At 44.3% G+C, this 19,627-nt stretch carries 21 protein-coding genes; 20 read left to right on the plus strand and 1 reads right to left on the minus strand.

From position 1 onward, the window contains the following. Positions 1-11 precede the first annotated feature (11 nt). The 9 genes from aroA to ypjB all read left to right on the plus strand — a co-directional run bounded on the left by aroA (position 12) and on the right by ypjB (position 7,720). On the plus strand, positions 12-1,298 hold the full coding sequence (gene aroA / locus MOF34_RS14960; protein ID WP_268400667.1) for a 3-phosphoshikimate 1-carboxyvinyltransferase: 1,287 nt from the start codon (positions 12-14) through the stop codon (positions 1,296-1,298). A gap of 345 nt (positions 1,299-1,643) precedes the next feature. Further along, complete coding sequence (locus MOF34_RS14965; RefSeq protein ID WP_268400668.1) at positions 1,644-2,915, plus strand: tetratricopeptide repeat protein; 1,272 nt, start codon at positions 1,644-1,646, stop codon at positions 2,913-2,915. 71 nt (positions 2,916-2,986) lie between these two features. Continuing rightward, the gene (locus MOF34_RS14970; RefSeq protein WP_019714768.1) at positions 2,987-3,526 is read left to right on the plus strand and encodes a ReoY family proteolytic degradation factor; all 540 of its coding nucleotides are present in this window, start codon (positions 2,987-2,989) and stop codon (positions 3,524-3,526) included. Between the two features lie 55 nt (positions 3,527-3,581). Further along, positions 3,582-4,028 carry a YpiF family protein gene (locus MOF34_RS14975; protein ID WP_268400669.1) on the plus strand — a complete coding sequence of 149 codons (447 nt, stop codon included), beginning with the start codon at positions 3,582-3,584 and terminating at the stop codon, positions 4,026-4,028. Positions 4,029-4,170: 142 nt separating this feature from the next. Next, entirely contained in the window at positions 4,171-4,674 is a 504-nt protein-coding gene (locus MOF34_RS14980; protein WP_003225556.1) for a ubiquinol-cytochrome c reductase iron-sulfur subunit, read from the plus strand. A 1-nt stretch (position 4,675) separates the two neighbouring features. Further along, complete coding sequence (gene qcrB, locus MOF34_RS14985) at positions 4,676-5,350, plus strand: menaquinol-cytochrome c reductase cytochrome b subunit (protein ID WP_003225560.1); 675 nt, start codon at positions 4,676-4,678, stop codon at positions 5,348-5,350. Between the two features lie 35 nt (positions 5,351-5,385). Further along, on the plus strand, positions 5,386-6,153 hold the full coding sequence (locus tag MOF34_RS14990; protein WP_019714766.1) for a menaquinol-cytochrome c reductase cytochrome b/c subunit: 768 nt from the start codon (positions 5,386-5,388) through the stop codon (positions 6,151-6,153). Between the two features lie 110 nt (positions 6,154-6,263). Then, a complete protein-coding gene (locus MOF34_RS14995; protein ID WP_268400670.1) occupies positions 6,264-6,857 on the plus strand; it encodes a DUF1405 domain-containing protein in 594 nt (197 codons plus the stop codon). A gap of 68 nt (positions 6,858-6,925) precedes the next feature. After that, positions 6,926-7,720, plus strand: a complete 795-nt coding sequence (gene ypjB / locus MOF34_RS15000) for a sporulation protein YpjB (protein WP_268400671.1) — start codon at positions 6,926-6,928, stop codon at positions 7,718-7,720. Between the two features lie 40 nt (positions 7,721-7,760). Here the strand turns inward: ypjB and MOF34_RS15005 are convergent, their stop codons facing one another. Beyond that, a complete protein-coding gene (locus MOF34_RS15005; RefSeq protein WP_268400672.1) occupies positions 7,761-8,633 on the minus strand; it encodes a YitT family protein in 873 nt (290 codons plus the stop codon). A gap of 139 nt (positions 8,634-8,772) precedes the next feature. On the opposite strand from MOF34_RS15005, the gene MOF34_RS15010 reads away from it, so the two are divergent. The 11 genes from MOF34_RS15010 to dinG all read left to right on the plus strand — a co-directional run bounded on the left by MOF34_RS15010 (position 8,773) and on the right by dinG (position 19,591). Continuing rightward, positions 8,773-9,108: a nucleotide pyrophosphohydrolase gene (locus MOF34_RS15010; protein WP_003225569.1), complete on the plus strand. Its 336-nt coding sequence runs from the start codon at positions 8,773-8,775 to the stop codon at positions 9,106-9,108. An 11-nt stretch (positions 9,109-9,119) separates the two neighbouring features. Beyond that, positions 9,120-9,923 carry a 4-hydroxy-tetrahydrodipicolinate reductase gene (gene dapB, locus MOF34_RS15015; protein WP_019714762.1) on the plus strand — a complete coding sequence of 268 codons (804 nt, stop codon included), beginning with the start codon at positions 9,120-9,122 and terminating at the stop codon, positions 9,921-9,923. Positions 9,924-9,938: 15 nt separating this feature from the next. Then, entirely contained in the window at positions 9,939-10,352 is a 414-nt protein-coding gene (gene mgsA / locus MOF34_RS15020; RefSeq protein WP_019714761.1) for a methylglyoxal synthase, read from the plus strand. Beyond that, positions 10,345-11,055 (plus strand): bacillithiol biosynthesis deacetylase BshB1, encoded by a 711-nt coding sequence (gene bshB1 / locus MOF34_RS15025; protein ID WP_268400673.1) that lies wholly within the window; start codon positions 10,345-10,347, stop codon positions 11,053-11,055. Before mgsA ends, bshB1 begins: the two co-directional genes overlap by 8 nt. Next, a complete protein-coding gene (gene bshA / locus MOF34_RS15030) occupies positions 11,052-12,185 on the plus strand; it encodes an N-acetyl-alpha-D-glucosaminyl L-malate synthase BshA (RefSeq protein ID WP_268400674.1) in 1,134 nt (377 codons plus the stop codon). The genes bshB1 and bshA overlap by 4 nt, the downstream gene beginning before the upstream one ends. 4 nt (positions 12,186-12,189) lie before the next feature. Then, a complete protein-coding gene (locus MOF34_RS15035) occupies positions 12,190-13,383 on the plus strand; it encodes a CCA tRNA nucleotidyltransferase (protein WP_268400676.1) in 1,194 nt (397 codons plus the stop codon). Next, positions 13,368-14,345: a biotin--[acetyl-CoA-carboxylase] ligase gene (locus MOF34_RS15040; protein WP_268400677.1), complete on the plus strand. Its 978-nt coding sequence runs from the start codon at positions 13,368-13,370 to the stop codon at positions 14,343-14,345. The genes MOF34_RS15035 and MOF34_RS15040 overlap by 16 nt, the downstream gene beginning before the upstream one ends. A 244-nt stretch (positions 14,346-14,589) precedes the next feature. Further along, complete coding sequence (panB, locus tag MOF34_RS15045) at positions 14,590-15,423, plus strand: 3-methyl-2-oxobutanoate hydroxymethyltransferase (protein ID WP_268400678.1); 834 nt, start codon at positions 14,590-14,592, stop codon at positions 15,421-15,423. A gap of 1 nt (position 15,424) precedes the next feature. Continuing rightward, positions 15,425-16,285, plus strand: a complete 861-nt coding sequence (panC, locus tag MOF34_RS15050; protein ID WP_268400679.1) for a pantoate--beta-alanine ligase — start codon at positions 15,425-15,427, stop codon at positions 16,283-16,285. Between the two features lies 1 nt (position 16,286). Next, complete coding sequence (gene panD, locus MOF34_RS15055) at positions 16,287-16,670, plus strand: aspartate 1-decarboxylase (RefSeq protein ID WP_019714754.1); 384 nt, start codon at positions 16,287-16,289, stop codon at positions 16,668-16,670. 125 nt (positions 16,671-16,795) lie between these two features. Further along, positions 16,796-19,591, plus strand: a complete 2,796-nt coding sequence (dinG, locus tag MOF34_RS15060) for an ATP-dependent DNA helicase DinG (protein WP_268400680.1) — start codon at positions 16,796-16,798, stop codon at positions 19,589-19,591. The last annotated feature ends 36 nt before the right edge of the window (positions 19,592-19,627 follow it).

A 19,627-nucleotide genomic window follows, 5' to 3' on the forward strand; every position in this document is an offset into this window, starting at 1 on the left:
GGTGGAAAATAATGAAAAGAGAAAAGGTGCAGGCCTTAAACGGAGAAATACATATTCCTGGTGATAAATCCATTTCTCACCGTTCCGTCATGTTTGGTGCGCTGGCGAAGGGCACAACAACTGTGAAAAACTTTCTGCCGGGAGCGGATTGTTTGAGCACGATTGATTGCTTTAGAAAAATGGGTGTTCAAATTGAGCAAAACGGCAGCGATGTAGTGATTCACGGAAAAGGAATCGATTCCTTGAGTGAGCCAGAAAGCCTTTTAGATGTCGGTAATTCAGGTACAACGATCCGTCTTATGCTCGGTATTTTGGCGGGCCGTCCTTTTTACAGCGCGGTAGCCGGAGATGAGAGCATTGCGAAGCGCCCAATGAAACGTGTAACAGAGCCTTTGAAGCAAATGGGGGCTAAAATCGACGGCAGAGCCGGCGGAGAATTTACACCGCTGTCAGTGAGCGGCGCTTCATTAAAAGGCATTGATTATGTATCACCTGTTGCAAGCGCACAAATTAAATCTGCTGTTTTGCTGGCTGGATTACAGGCTGAGGGCACAACTACCGTCACAGAGCCTCATAAATCTCGGGACCATACTGAGCGGATGCTTTCTGCTTTTGGTGTTAGGCTTTCTGAAGATCAAACGAGCGTTTCCATTACAGGTGGCCAGAAGTTGACAGCTGCTGATATTTTTGTTCCTGGAGACATTTCTTCAGCGGCGTTTTTCCTTGTTGCGGGTGCAATGGTTCCAAACAGCAAGATTGTATTAAAAAACGTAGGTTTAAATCCGACTCGGACAGGTATCATTGATGTCCTTCAAAACATGGGGGCAAAACTTGAAATCAAACCATCTGCTGACAGCAGTGCAGAGCCTTATGGTGATTTGGTCATAGAAACGTCATCTCTAAAAGCGGTTGAAATCGGTGGGGATATCATTCCGCGTTTAATTGATGAAATACCTATCATTGCGCTTCTTGCGACCCAGGCGGAAGGAACTACCGTTATAAAGGACGCGGCGGAGCTTAAAGTAAAAGAAACAAACCGCATTGACACCGTGGTTTCTGAGCTTCGTAAGCTAGGTGCTGAGATTGAACCGACAGCAGATGGAATGAAGGTTTATGGCAAGCAAACACTGAAAGGCGGCGCAACAGTGTCCAGCCATGGAGATCATCGAATCGGAATGATGCTTGGTATCGCTTCTTGTATAACTGAAGAGCCAATTGAAATTGAGCAGACAGATGCCATTCACGTTTCTTATCCAACCTTTTTCGAGCATTTAAATAAGCTTTCAAACAAATCCTGAAGATTTTCCTTCAGGATTTTTTGTGCAAATTGTCTGTGAGTCATAATCCGAGGCAAAAAAACATAGCTTGTCTTATAGAGAGAAAAGAAAAAACGAAGAGGGGGGATGCGCTTTATACAAAACGGCAGGTCAGAGGGCTGCTTTACTGTACAGAGGGCGATCTTCCTTTTTTCATTTTCTATCTCAAAAACTTTTGGTAAACTAATAAGACTTAATAATTCCCTGCCGTACAGCAAGCATCTTATTTGCCGGGGGCTTTCGACTGAATTATGATAAGATTAACCCGAACAATAAAGCTTTTTTGTATGGTTGATGTTCTATAGGAAAAGAAAGGACCGGTCCGATTTGAATACATTGATTCAAGAAGCCATAAAATTAGTTGAAGCAGGTGAAACAGAAAAAGGCCTCAACACTCTCTCGAAAGCTGAAAACGAGCTCCATGATGAAGACAAAGCCATTGCAGCCCAGCTTTATTACGAGTGGGGCAATGTAGAAAAAGCGATTTCACTGATCAGTGATTTACATGATTTATATCCAAATGAAACAGAACTGACGAATTTTTACGCTGAACTTTTAATAGATATTGACGAAGAAGAAAAAGCCCTCGCTGTGCTGGAAACCATTCCGGAAACAGATCCATCATATCCGGAAAGCTTGCTGCTTATGGCGGATCTTTACCAGATGCAGGGGTTATTCGAAGTCAGTGAACAAAAGCTTTTACAGGCTAAGTCCATTCTGGACAATGAACCCATTATTGATTTTGCACTGGGTGAACTTTACTTTACTCAGGGAGCTTATGCAAAAGCGGTTCAATATTTTAAAACAACGGCTGAGGAGCAGAGTGAGATCGGAGGCGTTAATGTCCATCAAAGACTGGCCGAATCGTTAAGTGCCTCAGGTGAATTTGAGGATGCCATTCCGTGGTACGAGAAAGCTGTTGATGAGAATCCTGATCCTAATACGATTTTCGGCTATGGGTTTACAGCCTTGCAGGCGGGGTTTGTTAAAACAGCTATTAAGCAGCTGTCTGATTTAAAAGAGCTTGATCCATCTTATTCTTCACTTTATATGCCGCTTTCGAAAAGCTATGAAGCTGAAGGGATGTATGAAGAGGCATTAAAAACGGCAAAAGAGGGTATCAGATATGATGAATACAACAAAGAGCTTTTCCTCTATGCCGCAAAAATGGCTTTAAAAATCGGGAAGTCAGAAGATGGGAAACAGCTGCTTCAGGAGGCGCTTGCACTTGATCCGGGCTTCGTCGAGGCACTTCATACACTTCTTGCCGTATATCATAAAGAAGAGGATTATGAACAGATCATTGATCTTATTCAAGAGGTGCGCGGCTATGGGGAAGAAGATCCGAAATACAATTGGTACCTTGCAAGCGCATATACCGAATTAGAGCAGTACGAGAAAGCAAAACAATCCTTTGAGGCTGCCTTTCTTCACTACCGGGAGGACAGAGATTTCTTATACGAATACGCAAGCTTCCTATTAGAAGAAGGCCTGCAAAAAGAAGCGTTGCCGCTTTTGAAAAAGGTTCTTGAAATTGACGGGGCCAATGAAGAGCTGGAAGAAACGATTTTGCGAATCGAGGATGAATTTTCTAGATAAGCAGGAATGTTCACCATTCATGTGGAACATATAAGTATATAGATTATACGAGCGATAGAGGAGGGAATTACATGCAGACCCCTGTTTCTGTCAATGAGAAAAAAGACTTTATCCGTTGGTTTTTAAACCATTATCAGTTAAAGCGCCGAGAGTGCGTTTGGATCTTGAACTACTTAATGAGCCATGATTCTCTCATGGAAAAGGTTCATTTTGTAGAGCAGGCAGAATTTTGCCCGAGAGGCATTATCATGTCAACACATTGTGTTGAAGAAGTTCCGTTTCGGTTCTATAAAGAGAATGTCATGACAACCGACGCGGAAAAATCTTTTCATGATATTAGATTAAATAAACAGCAGGATTTGTTTATCCAGCTTAATTTCCGTTCAGCTTATAGCTCACCTGAGTATGCTGCAGTACTGGAATCCAACCCTCATATCCCGAAGGATCTGTTTGAGAACAAAAAAGATCAGGGGTTGGCTGAACAAATTTTGGAGCACGCTATTTCCACATTCCAAAGAGAGAAATTATTAAAAGACATTGACGATGCACTAGATCGTCATGATAAAGAAGCATTTGAACAATTATCGCGCCAATTGAAACAGCTCACATAATTTGACCAGCCTTGCATTGTATTGCAAGGCTTGTTGTCGTAAAGGGGGACCAACGATGAGGTGGAAAATGACTGATGCCAAGGACTATCTGCAAGCTAAGGATTACATTGATACCGCTGTCATTCCATTAATTAACATAAAGGTAGGCGGCCATTTCAAAATGGCGGCGGAGAAAGGAGAATTCACGCAGCTTCTGTCGGAAGAACTGGAAAGGCAGTTAAAGGGACGGGTATATTTACTGCCCCCATATACATATGTTGATAGAAATGAAATAACGGTTCAAGGACTTAAGGATTTGCGGGAAGAGCTTATCCCAGAATTTCCGCATGTTGTGCTGCTCACGTCTGACGAAAATTGGAAAAGTGAGGAAGCGTTAGGCAAAATCATTATTACACCGTCTGTTCCGTTAGAGCATTTAAATGACTCCTTAAAAAGAAAAATGTTGGATGAACGTACTGCTGAAATTTTGAACGTTTTGTTACAGTTGTGGAGCACCCAATAAAAACACTTACATTTCCTTATAAACAATATTTTGGCTATATTGACCTTGCTGAGAGATTCATATATTATGAGGGTGTCTAGAGTTATTGCAATATTTTCTATATTAGTCAGTTTGCAGGGGTGACCTAGAGGGGGGAGAAGTTATGGGCGGAAAACATGATATATCCAGACGTCAATTTTTGAATTATACGCTCACAGGCGTAGGGGGTTTTATGGCGGCTAGTATGCTCATGCCTATGGTTCGCTTTGCACTCGACCCGGTATTAAAATCGACAGGGAAGCAGGACATGGTTCAGGTTGTCAGCGTAGATGAGCTGACAAAAGAGCCGCAGCGTTTTGATTTCAAAATTAACCAAGTCGATGCCTGGTATGAGTCAGAAGAGTCAAGATCAGCCTGGGTCTTCAAAAGCGGGGATGAAATTGTAGCGCTTTCGCCAATTTGTAAGCATTTAGGGTGTACGGTGAACTGGAATAGCGATCCTAAAAATCCGAATAAATTCTTTTGTCCATGCCATTACGGACTCTATGAAAAGGACGGCACCAATGTCCCGGGCACGCCGCCGCTTTCGCCTCTTGATCATTATGAGCAAGAAGTAAAAGACGGCTTCCTGTATCTTGGAAAAGCTAAGCCTAAGGGGGAAGGGTGACATGCTGAACAAAATTTATGACTGGGTAGATGAGCGGCTTGATATTACACCGATGTGGAGGGATATTGCCGATCACGAAGTGCCGGAACATGTTAATCCCGCCCATCATTTCTCTGCGTTCGTGTATTGCTTTGGGGGACTGACGTTTTTTGTAACCGTTATCCAAGTATTATCTGGAATGTTTTTAACGATGTACTATGTGCCTGATATCAAAAATGCCTGGGAATCGGTATATTATTTGCAAAATGAAGTGGCATTTGGCCAAATTGTCAGGGGAATGCACCATTGGGGTGCGAGCCTGGTCATTGTAATGATGTTTTTACATACGCTGAGGGTCTTTTTCCAGGGGGCGTATAAAAAGCCGCGCGAGCTGAACTGGATTGTCGGTGTTCTGATCTTTTTTGTCATGCTCGGGCTGGGCTTTACAGGCTACTTGCTTCCTTGGGACATGAAGGCTCTGTTTGCAACAAAAGTCGGGCTGCAGATCGCTGAAGCCACGCCTTTGATCGGGACGCAAGTCAAAACACTCCTTGCGGGGCACCCTGATATTGTAGGCGCCCAAACGCTGACTAGGTTTTTTGCGATCCATGTATTCTTTCTTCCTGCCGCATTGTTCGGGCTGATGGCTGCACATTTTATTATGATCCGGAAGCAGGGGATTTCAGGACCGCTTTAAAACTCTTGATCTGCGAATAAAAGGGAGGGGATGACATGCACCGGGGCAAAGGGATGAAATTTGTAGGCGACTCAAGGATACCGGCTGAAAAAAAGCCGAATATACCGAAGGATTATTCGGAGTATCCCGGTAAAACAGAGGCTTTCTGGCCGAATTTCTTGTTGAAGGAATGGATGGTTGGAGCTGTCTTTCTGATCGGTTTTCTTGTTTTGACGATTGTGCATCAGCCGCCGTTGGAGCGGATGGCGGACCCGACTGATACAGGTTATATTCCGCTGCCGGATTGGTATTTTCTTTTCTTATACCAGCTGTTGAAGTATGAATACGCCGCCGGAAGCTTTACAGTGGTTGGCGCCATGATTATGCCGGGCCTCGCTTTTGGTGCCCTGCTTTTGGCGCCATTCCTTGACAGAGGAACAGAGAGAAGGCCATGGAAGCGTCCTGTTGCTGTCGGTATGATGCTTTTGGCGATTTCCGCTGCTGTATTTTTGACGTGGCAGTCAGTTGCGACTCACGACTGGGCCAAGGCAGAAGAACAAGGGAAAATCACAAAAGAAGCCGACATTGACACCAATGCAGAAGGATATAAGATTTTTAAGGAGCAGGGCTGTATTTCTTGCCATGGGGATAACCTTCAAGGAGGGGCAGCCGGGCCTTCGTTGGTTGACAGCGGGCTGAAGCCGGATGAAATCAAAAAAATTGCTGTTGAAGGGAAAGGCGAAATGCCGGCGGGCGTATTCAAAGGGAATGATAAGCAGCTCGAAGAACTTGCGAAATTTATTTCTGAAACAACCGCAAAATAACGTGTTGTGAATTGTGAAATGGAAGGATATACTTTTATTATCAAAAGCTGACCCGGCGTCAGCTTTTTTATATGGACATATTATTTTTACAGACTGAGAGTTGATTTGATGTGAAATGGTTTCAATATGTATTAGGACGGCGGCCGATGCTTATTCTTGTCTTAGCCATCAATTTTCTGGGAACGGTTTACGGATACTATTGGTACTTGCCGCAGCTTCTGGAGACACCGGCCCGTTTCCTGATTTTTGTTCCGGACAGTCCGACAGCAACGTTTTTCTTTCTGTTTGTGCTGCTCGCCTTTATCATGAAACGGAACGCTCCGCTCTTTGAGGCGCTTGCGCTAGTCACCCTCGTAAAGTATGGTCTATGGGCGGTCGCTATGAATTTTCTTGTGCTGGCTGTAGAAGGTGACTTGCCGTGGGAGGGCTGTATGTTGATTGCCTCGCACTTTGCCATGGCAGTCCAAGGCGTGTTGTACAGTCCGTACTTTCGTTTTTCTTTTTGGCATCTTGCAGTTGCTGCAGTCTGGACGCTGCACAACGATGTTATTGATTACTTGTTTGACATGATGCCGCAATACTCTATGCTTTCTGATTATATGACTGATATAGGGTACGGAACATTTTGGCTGAGCATCTTTTCAATTGGGCTTGCTTACTTTCTCGTGGTCTCGAAAAAGCAAACAAAGCTTGAGCTGATGTAAAGACAATGTTGGTCTATCCTTGTCCCTTTCTTCATATTCTGTAAGGAGAGAGAGTGGGAGGGACCTGCATGAAACGAAAGCTGACGATCTGTTTGTTGATTGCTCTAATTTTTTATAATGGAAATGCCAAGGCTGCAGAGCGGGGAAGTCTCGAAGAGTTGAACGATTTATCCGATACGGTCTTTCAAATGACCCGCCAGTCAAAATATGAAGAGGCACTGCAAGTCCTTGCTTATTTTGAAAAAGCATTAAAATCCGCTGAGAAAAAAAAGCAAGACACCATGCTAACTGGAGCCCAAATCCGTCAAATCACACTGGGCTATAACGATATGGTACGGAGTTTAAAGCAGGCTGATACATCAGATACACAAAAACTCAGAGCCGCTGCGCAGTTCAGAATGCTGATGGACGCAGTTGACAATCGATCTAATCCGCTTTGGGGCTCACTGGAAAGACCGATAATGGAAGCCTTTGCTGAACTGAAGCAGGATGTCCAAAAGAATGAAAGTACGAGCTTTCATGAAAAATGGAATGAATTTATCAGTCTATATGATTTGATTTACCCTAGTCTTACAATCGATGTATCAGAGGGTCAGCTTGAAACAGTCGGCAAACATATAGACGTCATTGAGCAAGAGAGATTTCAGCAAATGACTGAGAGCACGAAGCTTGAACGGCTTTCTCTTCTTCAGCATGATCTGAAAAATGTTTTTGACAGGGTGGAGGAGGATGATGCCGATCCGTCTTTACTCTGGGTGATCATTACAACCGGCAGCATCATCATTACAGCTCTGACCTATGTCGGCTACAGAAAGTACAAAGCGGAGAAAAACAAGCTGAAAAAACGGGACTACCCTAAATAAGCATGGAGGGCGGCTGTTGCCGCCTTTTTTCTATCAAATGTCAGCGCGGTAGCGGATTTTTATTTTCGTCAAGCGTAAATCCTTCTCCGAGCACGTCGTGGACATCGCTTACCGCCACAAAGGCATGAGGATCAACGGAGTTAATCACACTTTTCAGCATCACCAATTCGTTTTTCGGCACGACACAATAAAGAACGTCTATATCTTCTTTTGTAAAGGAACCCTGTCCTTTCAAAATGGTGACGCCTCGTTCCATTTCTTCAAGAATCTTTTTCTGAATCAGATCGTTTTTCAAAGAGATAATCGTAGCACCTTTAGCAGCGTATCCGCCTTCCTGAATAAAATCAATTAATCTTGCAGCGACAAATACCGCCACCAGGGTATACATTGCTTCTTTGTAGGAGAGGTACGTAAGCAAAGATAAAATGATGACGCATGCATCGAAAGCAAACATCGTTCTGCCCATTGGAATCCCAAAATACTTATTAATCAAACGGGCGATGATATCAACTCCGCCTGTCGTACCGCCAAACTTGAAAATAATGCCTAATCCGGCTCCGATAAACACGCCGGCAAATAAAGAAGCGAGCGCTAAGTCGTGCTGAAGGGGCATATGTATTTCATATCGCTGAAAAATGCTGAGGAACAAAGACAAGGCTACAGTGCCGACAAGGGTATAAACAAACATTGTTCTGCCAAGCAAACGCCAGCCGATAAAAAAGATCGGAATGTTCAAAACCAGGTTCGAGATAGAGGGGCTGATGTGAAAAAGGGCATAAAGCAAAAGTGTAATACCTGTAAAACCGCCCTCAGCCAGATTGTTCTGCATATTGAAGTGAACCAAGCCAAATGAAAAAATTGCCGCTCCGATTAAAATAAAAAATATGTTTTTTAATCTAATTTCTCCAAGCATCACACAAAACCCCTTTTCCTTCCATTAGATAGCGTTTATATTATAGTGGATGAAAAAGAAAACAGCAAACGTGCTTAAACATTTGTCAAACGTATCTGAATTAGCTAACATGTAAGAGGATGATAGGAGGTTTCGTTTAGTGAGTGATAAAACAATGAAAGACATACAGGCTGAAGTAGACCGTTACATCGGCCAATTTAAAGAAGGATATTTCAGCCCGCTTGCCATGATGGCGAGGCTGACCGAAGAACTTGGCGAGCTTGCCAGAGAAGTGAATCACCGCTATGGAGAAAAACCAAAAAAAGCGTCTGAGGATGATAAAAGCATGGAAGAGGAAATGGGCGATGTGCTGTTTGTATTGGTTTGTTTAGCCAACTCCCTTGATATCTCTTTAGAGGAAGCCCACGACCGAGTCATGCATAAATTTAATACTAGAGATAAAGATCGCTGGACCAGAAAAGAAGAAGGAAAGTAGAGGAGATCAGGATGTCAAACGAAACAATTAGAGTAGTCATTGCAGGACCGCGTGGAAGAATGGGGCAGGAAGCTGTTAAATTGACAGAACGAACACCTCATTTTGACCTTGTCGGGGCCATAGACCATACATACGACCAGCAAAAATTATCTGATGTGATGTCTGTTGAGTCAGATGCTCTCATTTACACAGATATCCGTACATGCTTTACGGAGACACAGCCGGATGTCTTAATTGATTTAACAACGCCTGAAATCGGGAAAGTACATACAAAAATTGCATTAGAGCACGGCGTTCGTCCTGTTGTTGGAACAACTGGTTTCTCAGAAGCTGATTTAAAAGAGCTTACGTCTTTAACAGAAGAGAAGGGAATTGGAGCCATCATCGCTCCAAACTTTGCGCTTGGTGCGGTGCTGATGATGAAATTTTCGAAAATGGCTGCCAACTACTTTGAGGATGTTGAGATAATTGAGCTTCACCATGACCGGAAGCTTGACGCACCAAGCGGAACGGCGCTGAAAACAGCGGAAATGATTTCAGAAGTCCGTCAGGAAAAGCAGCAAGGACACCCGGATGAAAAAGAAATTCTCCCTGGAGCAAGAGGAGCGGAGCAAAACGGTATCCGCTTGCACAGTGTCCGTCTTCCGGGATTGATCGCACATCAGGAAGTCATGTTCGGCATGGATGGCCAAACGCTTCAGATCCGCCACGATTCCTATAACCGCGCTTCTTTCATGTCAGGTGTTAAACTGTCAGTCGAACAAGTCATGAAGATTGATCAGCTTGTGTACGGATTAGAAAATATCATTGATTAGACAGGGGGATAAATGATGAAAATAGCTTTGATCGCGCATGACAAGAAAAAACAGGATATGGTTCAATTTACGACTGCCTATCGAGATATTTTGAGGCAACATGATCTATACGCAACCGGCACAACAGGGTTGAAAATTCAAGAGGCGACAGGTCTTCAAATTGAACGTTTTCAATCCGGCCCTTTAGGGGGGGACCAGCAAATCGGTGCACTGATCGCGGCCAATGCACTCGATCTTGTCATCTTTTTGCGCGACCCGCTGACCGCGCAGCCGCATGAACCGGATGTCTCGGCATTAATCCGGTTATGTGATGTGTATTCCATTCCGCTCGCTACAAATATGGGTACTGCGGAGATTTTGGTCCGCACACTTGATGAAGGTGTTTTCGAATTCCGCGACCTTCTTCGGGGAGAAGAGCCGAATGTATAATGCTGACGTTCTTGCGTTTGGCGCCCACAGTGATGATGTCGAGATCGGAATGGGCGGCACAATTGCGAAGTTTGTCAAACAGGGAAAAAAAATAATGATATGCGATTTGACTGAAGCGGAGCTCTCTTCAAACGGAACGGTCAGTTTACGTAAAGAAGAAGCAGCTGAAGCAGCACGTGTGTTAGGTGCAGAAAAAAGAATTCAGCTGACACTTCCAGACCGCGGTCTGATAATGAGTGATTCGGCAATTCGGGCAATTGTCAGTGTCATCAGAACCTGCCGGCCTAAAGCAGTTTTTATGCCGTATAAAAAGGATCGCCATCCGGATCACGGCAATGCAGCCGCACTGGTGGAAGAAGCGATCTTTTCCGCAGGAATTCACAAATTTAAAGACGAAAAAAGCCTTCCCGCGCATAAAGTAAACAAGGTCTACTACTATATGATAAATGGCTTTCACCAGCCTGATTTTGTCATTGATATCTCGGATACAATAGAGGCCAAAAAACAAAGCCTCAATGCCTACAAAAGCCAGTTTATACCGTCAAAGGATTCAGTTTCAACTCCTCTGACGAATGGCTATATCGAGATCGTTGAAGCGAGAGAAAAGCTTTACGGTAAAGAAGCGGGTGTGGAGTATGCCGAAGGTTTCTTTTCCAAACGGATGCTGTTGCTCGATCATGATGTGCTTGGGGGCGAACAATGAAAAAACTAAAAATAGGGATCACATGCTATCCGAGCGTCGGAGGCTCAGGTATCATTGCGACAGAACTGGGGAAGCAGCTTGCTGAAAAGGGACATGAAATCCATTTTATCACGTCAAGCATTCCGTTTAGACTAAATACATATCACCCCAATATTCATTTTCATGAAGTTGAGGTTAATCAATACGCTGTTTTCAAGTATCCTCCGTATGATTTGACATTGGCAAGCAAAATCGCTGAGGTGGCAGAACGTGAAAATTTAGATATTATCCATGCTCACTACGCTCTCCCGCATGCGGTTTGCGCCTACCTTGCGAAGCAGATGCTGAAACGCCAAATCGGCATTGTGACAACTTTGCATGGCACGGATATCACGGTGTTAGGCTATGACCCGTCTCTAAAAGATCTTATCCGTTTTGCCATTGAGGCGTCAGACAGGGTGACAGCTGTCTCCTCAGCGCTTGCAGCTGAAACGTACGATTTAATTAAACCGGAGAAAAAAATTGAAACAATTTATAACTTTATAGACGAGTGCGTGTATCTGAAGAAAAACACTGTGGCAATTAAAGAGAAACATGGTATTCTACCAGACGAAAAGGTTGTCATCCATGTGTCCAACTTTAGAAAGGTTAAACGTGTGCAGGACGTCATCAGAGTGTTCCGCAATATCGCCGGCAAAACGAAAGCAAAGCTGCTTTTAGTTGGAGACGGTCCAGAGAAATCGACAGCCTGTGAGCTTGTCAGAAAATATGGATTGGAAAACCATGTTTTAATGCTTGGAAATCAAGACCGTGTTGAGGAGCTTTATTCCATTAGCGATTTAAAGCTGCTGCTGTCTGAAAAAGAAAGCTTCGGCCTTGTCCTGCTTGAGGCGATGGCTTGTGGAGTGCCTTGTATCGGAACAAACATTGGCGGTATTCCGGAGGTTATTAAGAACAATGTGAGCGGATTTCTGGTGGATGTCGGCGATGTTTCAGCCGCAACAGCCCGCGCCATGAGTATTTTAGAAGATGAACAGCTAAGCAAGCGTTTTACAGAGGCTGCGATGGAGATGCTCAAAAATGAGTTTTCTTCACAAAAAATTGTCAGCCAATATGAACAGATCTATGCCGATTTAGCAGAACCGGAGTGATAATATGGAACAAGTTTTTATCAAAGCACTTCCCGTGCTCCGCACATTAATCGAAGCAGGCCACCAGGCTTATTTTGTCGGAGGCGCAGTTCGTGACAGCTATATGAAACGAACGATCGGAGATGTCGATATTGCGACTGATGCGGCACCGGATCAAGTACAAAGGCTGTTTCGGCGGACGGTTGATGTAGGCAAAGAGCATGGGACGATTATTGTGCTCTGGGAAGATGAAACATATGAAGTCACTACATTCCGGACTGAATCAGAATATGAAGATTATAGAAGACCGTCAGACGTGCAATTTATCACATCATTGGAAGAGGATTTAAAACGCAGAGATTTGACGATTAATGCAATGGCCATGACAGCGGATGGGAAGGTGCTTGATTATTTCGGCGGCAAGAAAGATATTGATCAGAAACTGATTCGAACCGTCGGAAAGCCTGTGGACAGATTTCAAGAGGATGCACTTCGTATGCTGAGAGCTGTACGCTTTATGAGCCAGCTTGGCTTCACACTTTCACCGGATACAGAGGAAGCGATCACGAAGGAAAAAACACTGCTGTCCCATGTTTCAGTCGAACGAAAAACAGTAGAGTTCGAGAAGCTACTGCAGGGAAGAGCGTCCCGCCAGGCGCTTCAAACGCTCATTCATACGGGGCTGTATGAGGAACTGCCTGGTTTTTATCATCAACGAGAGAACCTGCTTGCGGCGAGTGAGTTTCCGTTTTGCTCTTTAACATCCCGTGAAGAGCTTTGGGCTGTGCTTTTAATTGATCTTGAAATAGATTTGAAAGATGCGCCGCTTTTCCTGAAAGCATGGAAGCTCCCGGGAAAAGTGATGAAGGAAGCGATTCACATAGCCCATACGTTTGGCCAGAGCCTTGACGCTATGTCAATGTACAAAGCCGGGGAAAAATCAATTGTTGCAGCGGCCAAAATATCGCAGCTTCGGCAAAACAAAAAATTGGATGATGAAAAACTAAAGGACATTCAAAACACGTATCAAAGCCTGCCGATCAAAAGCCTTAAGGATCTTGATTTCACAGGTAAGGATTTGCTTGCGCTTCGTAACCGGCCTGCCGGTAAATGGGTGTCGGAGGAATTACAGCAGATCGAGCAGGCTGTTGTGACAGGAAAGCTCTCCAATCAAAAGAAACACATAGAGGAGTGGCTGAAGACATGCGGTCAACATTAAGAAAAGACCTTATTGAATTATTTTCTCAGGCCGGAAGTGAATTTATTTCCGGCCAAAAAATCAGTGATGCCCTCGGGTGTTCGAGAACAGCTGTGTGGAAGCATATAGAAGAGCTTCGGAAAGAGGGCTATGAAGTAGAAGCCGTTAGAAGAAAAGGATATCGGCTTATCAAAAAGCCCGGGAAACTCAGTGAAAGTGAAATTCGCTTCGGATTGAAAACGGAAGTGATGGGCCAGCATCTTATCTATCAAGACGTTATTTCAAGCACGCAAAAAACGGCGCATGAGCTTGCGAATAATAATGCACCGGAAGGCACTCTTGTGGTGGCTGACAAACAAACAGCTGGCAGGGGACGAATGTCTAGGGTATGGCATTCACAAGAAGGAAACGGCATTTGGATGAGCCTGATTTTGCGGCCTGACATTCCGCTCCAAAAAACACCGCAGCTCACATTACTTGCTGCTGTAGCTGTTGTGCAGGGAATAGAAGCGGCAGCAGGCATCCAAACGGATATTAAATGGCCTAATGATATTTTGATTAACGGAAAAAAAACAGTCGGGATCTTAACCGAAATGCAGGCCGAGGAAGACCGCGTGCGGTCAGTTATCATCGGGATCGGTATTAACGTAAACCAGCAGTCTGGTGATTTTCCAGATGAACTGAAGGACATCGCGACAAGCCTCAGCCAAGCCGCCGGAGAAAAAATTGACCGGGCCGGCGTCATCCAGCATATTTTACTTTGCTTTGAAAAACGGTACCGGGATTATATGACACACGGTTTTACGCCGATTAAGCTTTTATGGGAAAGCTATGCGCTGGGAATCGGCACTAATATGAGAGCCAGAACGTTAAACGGAACCTTTTACGGGAAGGCGTTAGGTATAGATGATGAAGGCGTTCTTCTTTTAGAAACGCAGGAAGGCATTAAAAAAATCTATTCTGCCGATATTGAATTGGGTTAATGTGTTGGTACAAGCCCGTTGATTTTGGTATACTTCCATTGGGCAGTATCGCCTGCGAACTGCACCTATTATAAAAATAGATAGACATTGCAGCAGTCTGCCTTGATCCAAAAAAGGACTGGGACAGAGGGATGAAACTCGCCGAACTTTAGAAAGTGAAGAATCCTTCTCGTTAAGCGGAAGGTTTTTTGGCTTGTATTAGAAAACGGCAGCTCATCTCCTCTAAACATGAGGAGGAGAAAACATGAAAACAAAACTAGATTTTCTTAAAATGAAGGAGAATGAAGAACCGATTGTGATGCTGACCGCTTATGATTATCCGGCAGCTAAGCTTGCTGAACAAGCGGGAGTCGACATGATTTTAGTCGGTGATTCACTGGGAATGGTCGTCCTCGGCCTTGATTCAACTGTCGGTGTGACAGTTGCGGACATGATCCATCATACAAAAGCTGTTAAAAGGGGCGCGCCGAATACTTTTATTGTGACAGACATGCCGTTTATGTCCTATCACCTGTCCAAGGAGGATACGCTAAAAAATGCAGCGGCTATCGTTCAGGAAAGTGGAGCTGACGCACTGAAGCTTGAGGGCGGAGAAGGCGTGTTTGAATCCATTCGCGCATTGACGCTTGGGGGCATTCCGGTAGTCAGTCACTTAGGCCTGACACCGCAGTCAGTCGGCGTATTAGGCGGGTATAAAGTACAGGGCAAAGACGAACAAAGCGCCAAAAAATTAATAGAAGACAGTATAAAATGCGAAGAAGCAGGAGCTATGATGCTTGTGCTGGAATGTGTGCCTGCAGAACTCACAGCCAAAATTGCCGGTATGCTGAGCATACCGGTCATCGGGATCGGGGCTGGTGTGAAAGCAGACGGGCAAGTTCTCGTTTATCATGATATTATCGGCCATGGTGTTGAGAGAACACCTAAATTTGTAAAACAATATACGCGAATTGACGAAACAATTGAAACAGCAATCAGCGGATATGTCCAGGATGTAAGACATCGTGCTTTCCCTGAACAAAAGCATTCCTTTAAAATGAATCAGACAGTGCTGGACGGCTTGTACGGAGGAAAATAAGATGAGACAGATTACAGATATTTCACAGCTGAAAGAAGCCATAAGACAATATCAGTCAGAGGGGAAGTCAATTGGATTTGTTCCGACGATGGGATTTCTGCATGAGGGACATTTAACCTTGGCAGACAAAGCAAGACAAGAAAATGACGCCGTCGTTATGAGTATTTTTGTGAATCCTGCGCAGTTTGGTCCTAATGAAGATTTTGAGGCATATCCTCGCGATATCGAGCGGGATGCGGCTCTTGCAGAAAACGCCGGAATCGATATTCTTTTTACGCCTGATGCCCATGATATGTATCCCGGTAAAAAGAATGTCGCGATTCAGGTCAAAAGACGCACAGGTGTTTTATGCGGACGCTCAAGAGAAGGACATTTTGACGGTGTTGCAATTGTACTGACGAAGCTGTTCAATCTTGTGCAGCCTACCCGCGCTTATTTCGGTTTAAAGGATGCACAGCAGGTAGCAGTTGTTGATGGCTTAATCAGCGATTTCTTCATGGATATTGAATTGGTTGCTGTCGATACGGTCAGAGAGGAAGACGGCTTAGCCAAAAGCTCCCGTAATGTATATTTAACAGCTGAAGAAAGAAAAGAAGCGCCTAAGCTGTATCGGGCCCTTCAAACAAGTGCGGAGCTGATTAGAGCCGGCGAAAGAGACCCTGAAGCTGTGATAAAAGCTGCGAAAGAAATCATTGATACGACAAGCGGCACCATTGACTATGTGGAGCTTTATTCCTATCCGGAACTCGAGCCTGTGAGCAAAATTGAAGGAAAGATCATTCTGGCTGTTGCAGTTGCTTTTTCAAAAGCGCGTTTAATAGATAATATCATTATTGATATTCGAGAAATGGAGAGAATATAATATGTATCGCACAATGATGAGCGGCAAGCTTCACAGGGCAACTGTTACGGAAGCAAATCTGAATTATGTGGGAAGCATTACAATTGATGAAGATCTCATTGAAGCGGTGGGAATGCTTCCTAATGAAAAAGTGCAAATTGTGAATAATAATAATGGAGCACGTCTGGAAACGTATATTATTCCTGGTAAACGCGGAAGCGGCGTCGTCTGCTTAAACGGTGCAGCCGCACGCCTTGTACAGGAAGGAGATAAGGTCATTATTATTTCCTACAAAATGATGTCTGATCAAGAAGCGGCAAGCCACGAACCGAAAGTGGCTGTTTTGAATGATCAAAACAAAATTGAACAAATGCTGGGGAATGAACCAGCTCGTACAATTTTGTAGAAGAAAAGCCCCCTTTATCGGGGGTTTTCTTTTAAGATTTTGGGAGTGAAACGGTTTTTCCGCTCCATTTCTGTACAAAACGTGTTACACTTTTGTCGTATGCAAGAATTGAGGTGTCCATTTTAATGAATAAGCAACGGTTCGTTGTAATAGATGTGGAAACAACAGGGAATTCGCCGAAGAAAGGCGATAAAATCATACAAATCGCAGCGGTTGTAATCGAAAATGGACAAATTACTGAGCGGTTTTCAAAATACATTAATCCAAATAAATCCATTCCTGCTTTTATTGAACAGCTTACTGGAATCTCTAATCAAATGGTAGAGCATGAACAGCCGTTTGAGGCTGTCGCTGAAGAAGTGTTCCATTTGCTTGACGGCGCTTATTTTGTCGCCCACAATATCCATTTTGACCTTGGATTTGTCAAGTATGAGTTACATAAGGCGGGCTTCCATCTCCCAGATTGTGAAGTGCTGGATACTGTCGAGCTCTCCCGTATTGTTTTTCCGGGATTTGAGGGATATAAGCTGACCGAATTAAGCGAGGAGCTTCAACTGCGGCATGATCAGCCGCATCGGGCGGACAGCGACGCTGAAGTGACAGGGCTTATTCTTTTGGAAATCCTTGAAAAGCTCCGGAAGCTTCCTTATCCGACATTAAAGCAGTTAAGAAGGCTTTCGCAGCATTTTATCAGTGATCTGACGCATTTGTTGGATATGTTCATTTATGAAAACAGACATACCGAAATACCGGGCTTTGCGCGCTTTTCCTCTTTTTCTGTCAGAGAACCCCAGTCAGTCGATGAACGTGTCAATGAAGAGGGGAACTGCTCATTTGAGATCGAAAATTGGGAAGCGGGAAGTGAAAAAGCATTGTCAGAATTAATGCCTGGGTATGAAAAAAGAGAAGGCCAAATGATGATGATGAAAGAAGTAGCTGAAGCGTTTGCCAATCGTGAGCATGCGCTGATTGAAGCTCCTCCGGGAATCGGAAAAACGATTGGCTATCTTATTCCGGCTGCGCTTTTTGCCAAGAAATCCAAGAAGCAGGTCATTATCAGTACGTATTCAACGCTTTTGCAGCAGCAGATTCTCTCAAAGGATTTGCCGATTGTCCAAGATCTGTTTCCATTTCCGGTAACAGCGGCGATTTTAAAAGGGCAATCGCATTATTTATGCTTGCATAAATTCGAGCAGGTGCTTCATGAAGACGATGATAATTATGATGCCGTACTGACAAAGGCACAGCTCCTCGTTTGGCTGACAGAGACTAACACAGGAGATGTAGCTGAACTGAATTTGCCTTCAGGCGGAAAATTGCTGTGGGACAGATTGGCTTATGACGATGAATCCTATAAAAGAAGTCGCAATGAGAATGTGACCGGCTTTTATGAGCGTGCCAAACAGATGGCTATCCGTTCCGATTTGGTGATCACCAACCATTCTCTTTTGCTGACCGATGAAGGCAGCCAGAAAAAAAGGCTCCCTGAAAGCGGCACATTTATTATCGATGAAGCACATCATTTTGAACGTGTGGCAAGCGAACATTTAGGAAAAAGAGCCACGTACATAGAATTGCATACTAAATTGAGCAGAATCGGCACTCTGAAAGAGCAGGGACTTCTAAAAAAGATGAGACAGCTATTTCAGCGAAACAGCCTGCCGGTTGATTCCTTCTTCGAATTGGAAGAGTGGATTCAGCACATTCAAGCAGAAAGTGATGCTTTCTTCAGCTCAGTGCATTCTTTTGTCAAACGAAGAAAACCTAAAGAAGACTTAAACCGTCTAGTTTTGAGGGTGAACAAAGAAAGCCAAGATAAAAGCTGGCCGATTTTAACGGATGGAGCGGAGAGGCTTTGTTCCATGCTGACACATTTACAGCAGCTTTTCGAGGCACAGTCGGCCCTGATGGAAAAACATCTGGTGAGTATGAAGAGCAAATCTGTCTTTTTAGCGGATGAATATCAAAGAAGCATGAAAGGCCTGCAGCAGTACTGTCAGACGTTGCAGAAGCTGTTCTTTGAGTCTGAAGATGATGAAGCAGTTTGGATTGAAATAGACGCAAAGGGAGCGAAAAATGCGGTGGCCATTTACGCACAGCCGCTTGAACCCGGTGAACTTTTGGCTGATCAGTTTTTCGCGCGCAAACACAGTGTGGTGCTTACATCTGCAACCCTTACAGTCGAAAATTCTTTTCAATTTATGATTGAACGACTGGGGCTGGGTGACTTTTTCCCGCGGACAATGAGAATCGAGTCGCCTTTTTCTTACGATGAGCGCATGCGGGTGATGATCCCAAAAGAAATGAAATCAATCCAAGATACGGGGCAAGCTGAATTTATACAGGATACCGCCCGTTATATCGAACTGATGGCAAAGGAAAAACAGCCTAAAATTCTTGTGCTGTTAACTTCCCATGATATGCTGAAAAAGGTTCATCAGGAACTGAAGCACGTGATGAGCGCTTCCGGCATTCAGCTCTTGGCGCAAGGAATTACAGGCGGAAGTCCCGGGAAACTGATGAAAACTTTTAAAACATCCAATCAGGCGATCCTGCTTGGTACGAATCATTTTTGGGAAGGCGTTGATTTCCCTGGTGATGAGCTGACAACGGTAATGATCGTGAGGCTTCCATTCCGGTCCCCTGACCATCCGCTTCATGCTGCCAAATGTGAGCTTGCCCGCAAAAAAGGGCGGAATCCGTTTCAAACAGTATCACTTCCGGAAGCTGTGCTGACCTTCAGACAAGGAATCGGCCGCTTGCTGCGGACATCCGGTGACAAAGGGACGATTGTCATATTGGATAGACGGATTAAAACGGCTGGTTACGGCCGGCTGTTTCTTGATGCCCTGCCGACAACCTCTGTATCTGAAATGACTGACAGCGAGCTTAAGGCTTACGTTGCAAGGAAAAATGAATAAAAGCCGCATAAAGCGGCTTTCCGGTGTGGGAGTAGG

Origin of the sequence: Bacillus sp. T17B1, assembly GCF_026796395.1 — a bacterium.
Taxonomy (GTDB): domain Bacteria; phylum Bacillota; class Bacilli; order Bacillales; family Bacillaceae; genus Bacillus; species Bacillus spizizenii_A.

Excerpts from the sequence above, each read along its gene's own strand:
- mgsA (WP_019714761.1), top strand. The coding sequence starts at position 9,939 with ATGAAAATAGCTTTGATCGCGCATGACAAGAAAAAACAGGATATGGTT.
- bshA (WP_268400674.1), top strand. The coding sequence starts at position 11,052 with ATGAAAAAACTAAAAATAGGGATCACATGCTATCCGAGCGTCGGAGGC.
- qcrB (WP_003225560.1), top strand. The coding sequence starts at position 4,676 with ATGCTGAACAAAATTTATGACTGGGTAGATGAGCGGCTTGATATTACA.
- MOF34_RS14980 (WP_003225556.1), top strand. The coding sequence starts at position 4,171 with ATGGGCGGAAAACATGATATATCCAGACGTCAATTTTTGAATTATACG.
- MOF34_RS15040 (WP_268400677.1), top strand. The coding sequence starts at position 13,368 with ATGCGGTCAACATTAAGAAAAGACCTTATTGAATTATTTTCTCAGGCC.
- MOF34_RS14990 (WP_019714766.1), top strand. The coding sequence starts at position 5,386 with ATGCACCGGGGCAAAGGGATGAAATTTGTAGGCGACTCAAGGATACCG.
- MOF34_RS15005 (WP_268400672.1), bottom strand. The coding sequence starts at position 8,633 with ATGCTTGGAGAAATTAGATTAAAAAACATATTTTTTATTTTAATCGGA.
- panD (WP_019714754.1), top strand. The coding sequence starts at position 16,287 with ATGTATCGCACAATGATGAGCGGCAAGCTTCACAGGGCAACTGTTACG.
- bshB1 (WP_268400673.1), top strand. The coding sequence starts at position 10,345 with ATGTATAATGCTGACGTTCTTGCGTTTGGCGCCCACAGTGATGATGTC.
- dinG (WP_268400680.1), top strand. The coding sequence starts at position 16,796 with ATGAATAAGCAACGGTTCGTTGTAATAGATGTGGAAACAACAGGGAAT.
- dapB (WP_019714762.1), top strand. The coding sequence starts at position 9,120 with ATGTCAAACGAAACAATTAGAGTAGTCATTGCAGGACCGCGTGGAAGA.
- aroA (WP_268400667.1), top strand. The coding sequence starts at position 12 with ATGAAAAGAGAAAAGGTGCAGGCCTTAAACGGAGAAATACATATTCCT.
- MOF34_RS14970 (WP_019714768.1), top strand. The coding sequence starts at position 2,987 with ATGCAGACCCCTGTTTCTGTCAATGAGAAAAAAGACTTTATCCGTTGG.
- MOF34_RS14975 (WP_268400669.1), top strand. The coding sequence starts at position 3,582 with ATGAGGTGGAAAATGACTGATGCCAAGGACTATCTGCAAGCTAAGGAT.
- MOF34_RS15035 (WP_268400676.1), top strand. The coding sequence starts at position 12,190 with ATGGAACAAGTTTTTATCAAAGCACTTCCCGTGCTCCGCACATTAATC.
- ypjB (WP_268400671.1), top strand. The coding sequence starts at position 6,926 with ATGAAACGAAAGCTGACGATCTGTTTGTTGATTGCTCTAATTTTTTAT.
- panB (WP_268400678.1), top strand. The coding sequence starts at position 14,590 with ATGAAAACAAAACTAGATTTTCTTAAAATGAAGGAGAATGAAGAACCG.
- panC (WP_268400679.1), top strand. The coding sequence starts at position 15,425 with ATGAGACAGATTACAGATATTTCACAGCTGAAAGAAGCCATAAGACAA.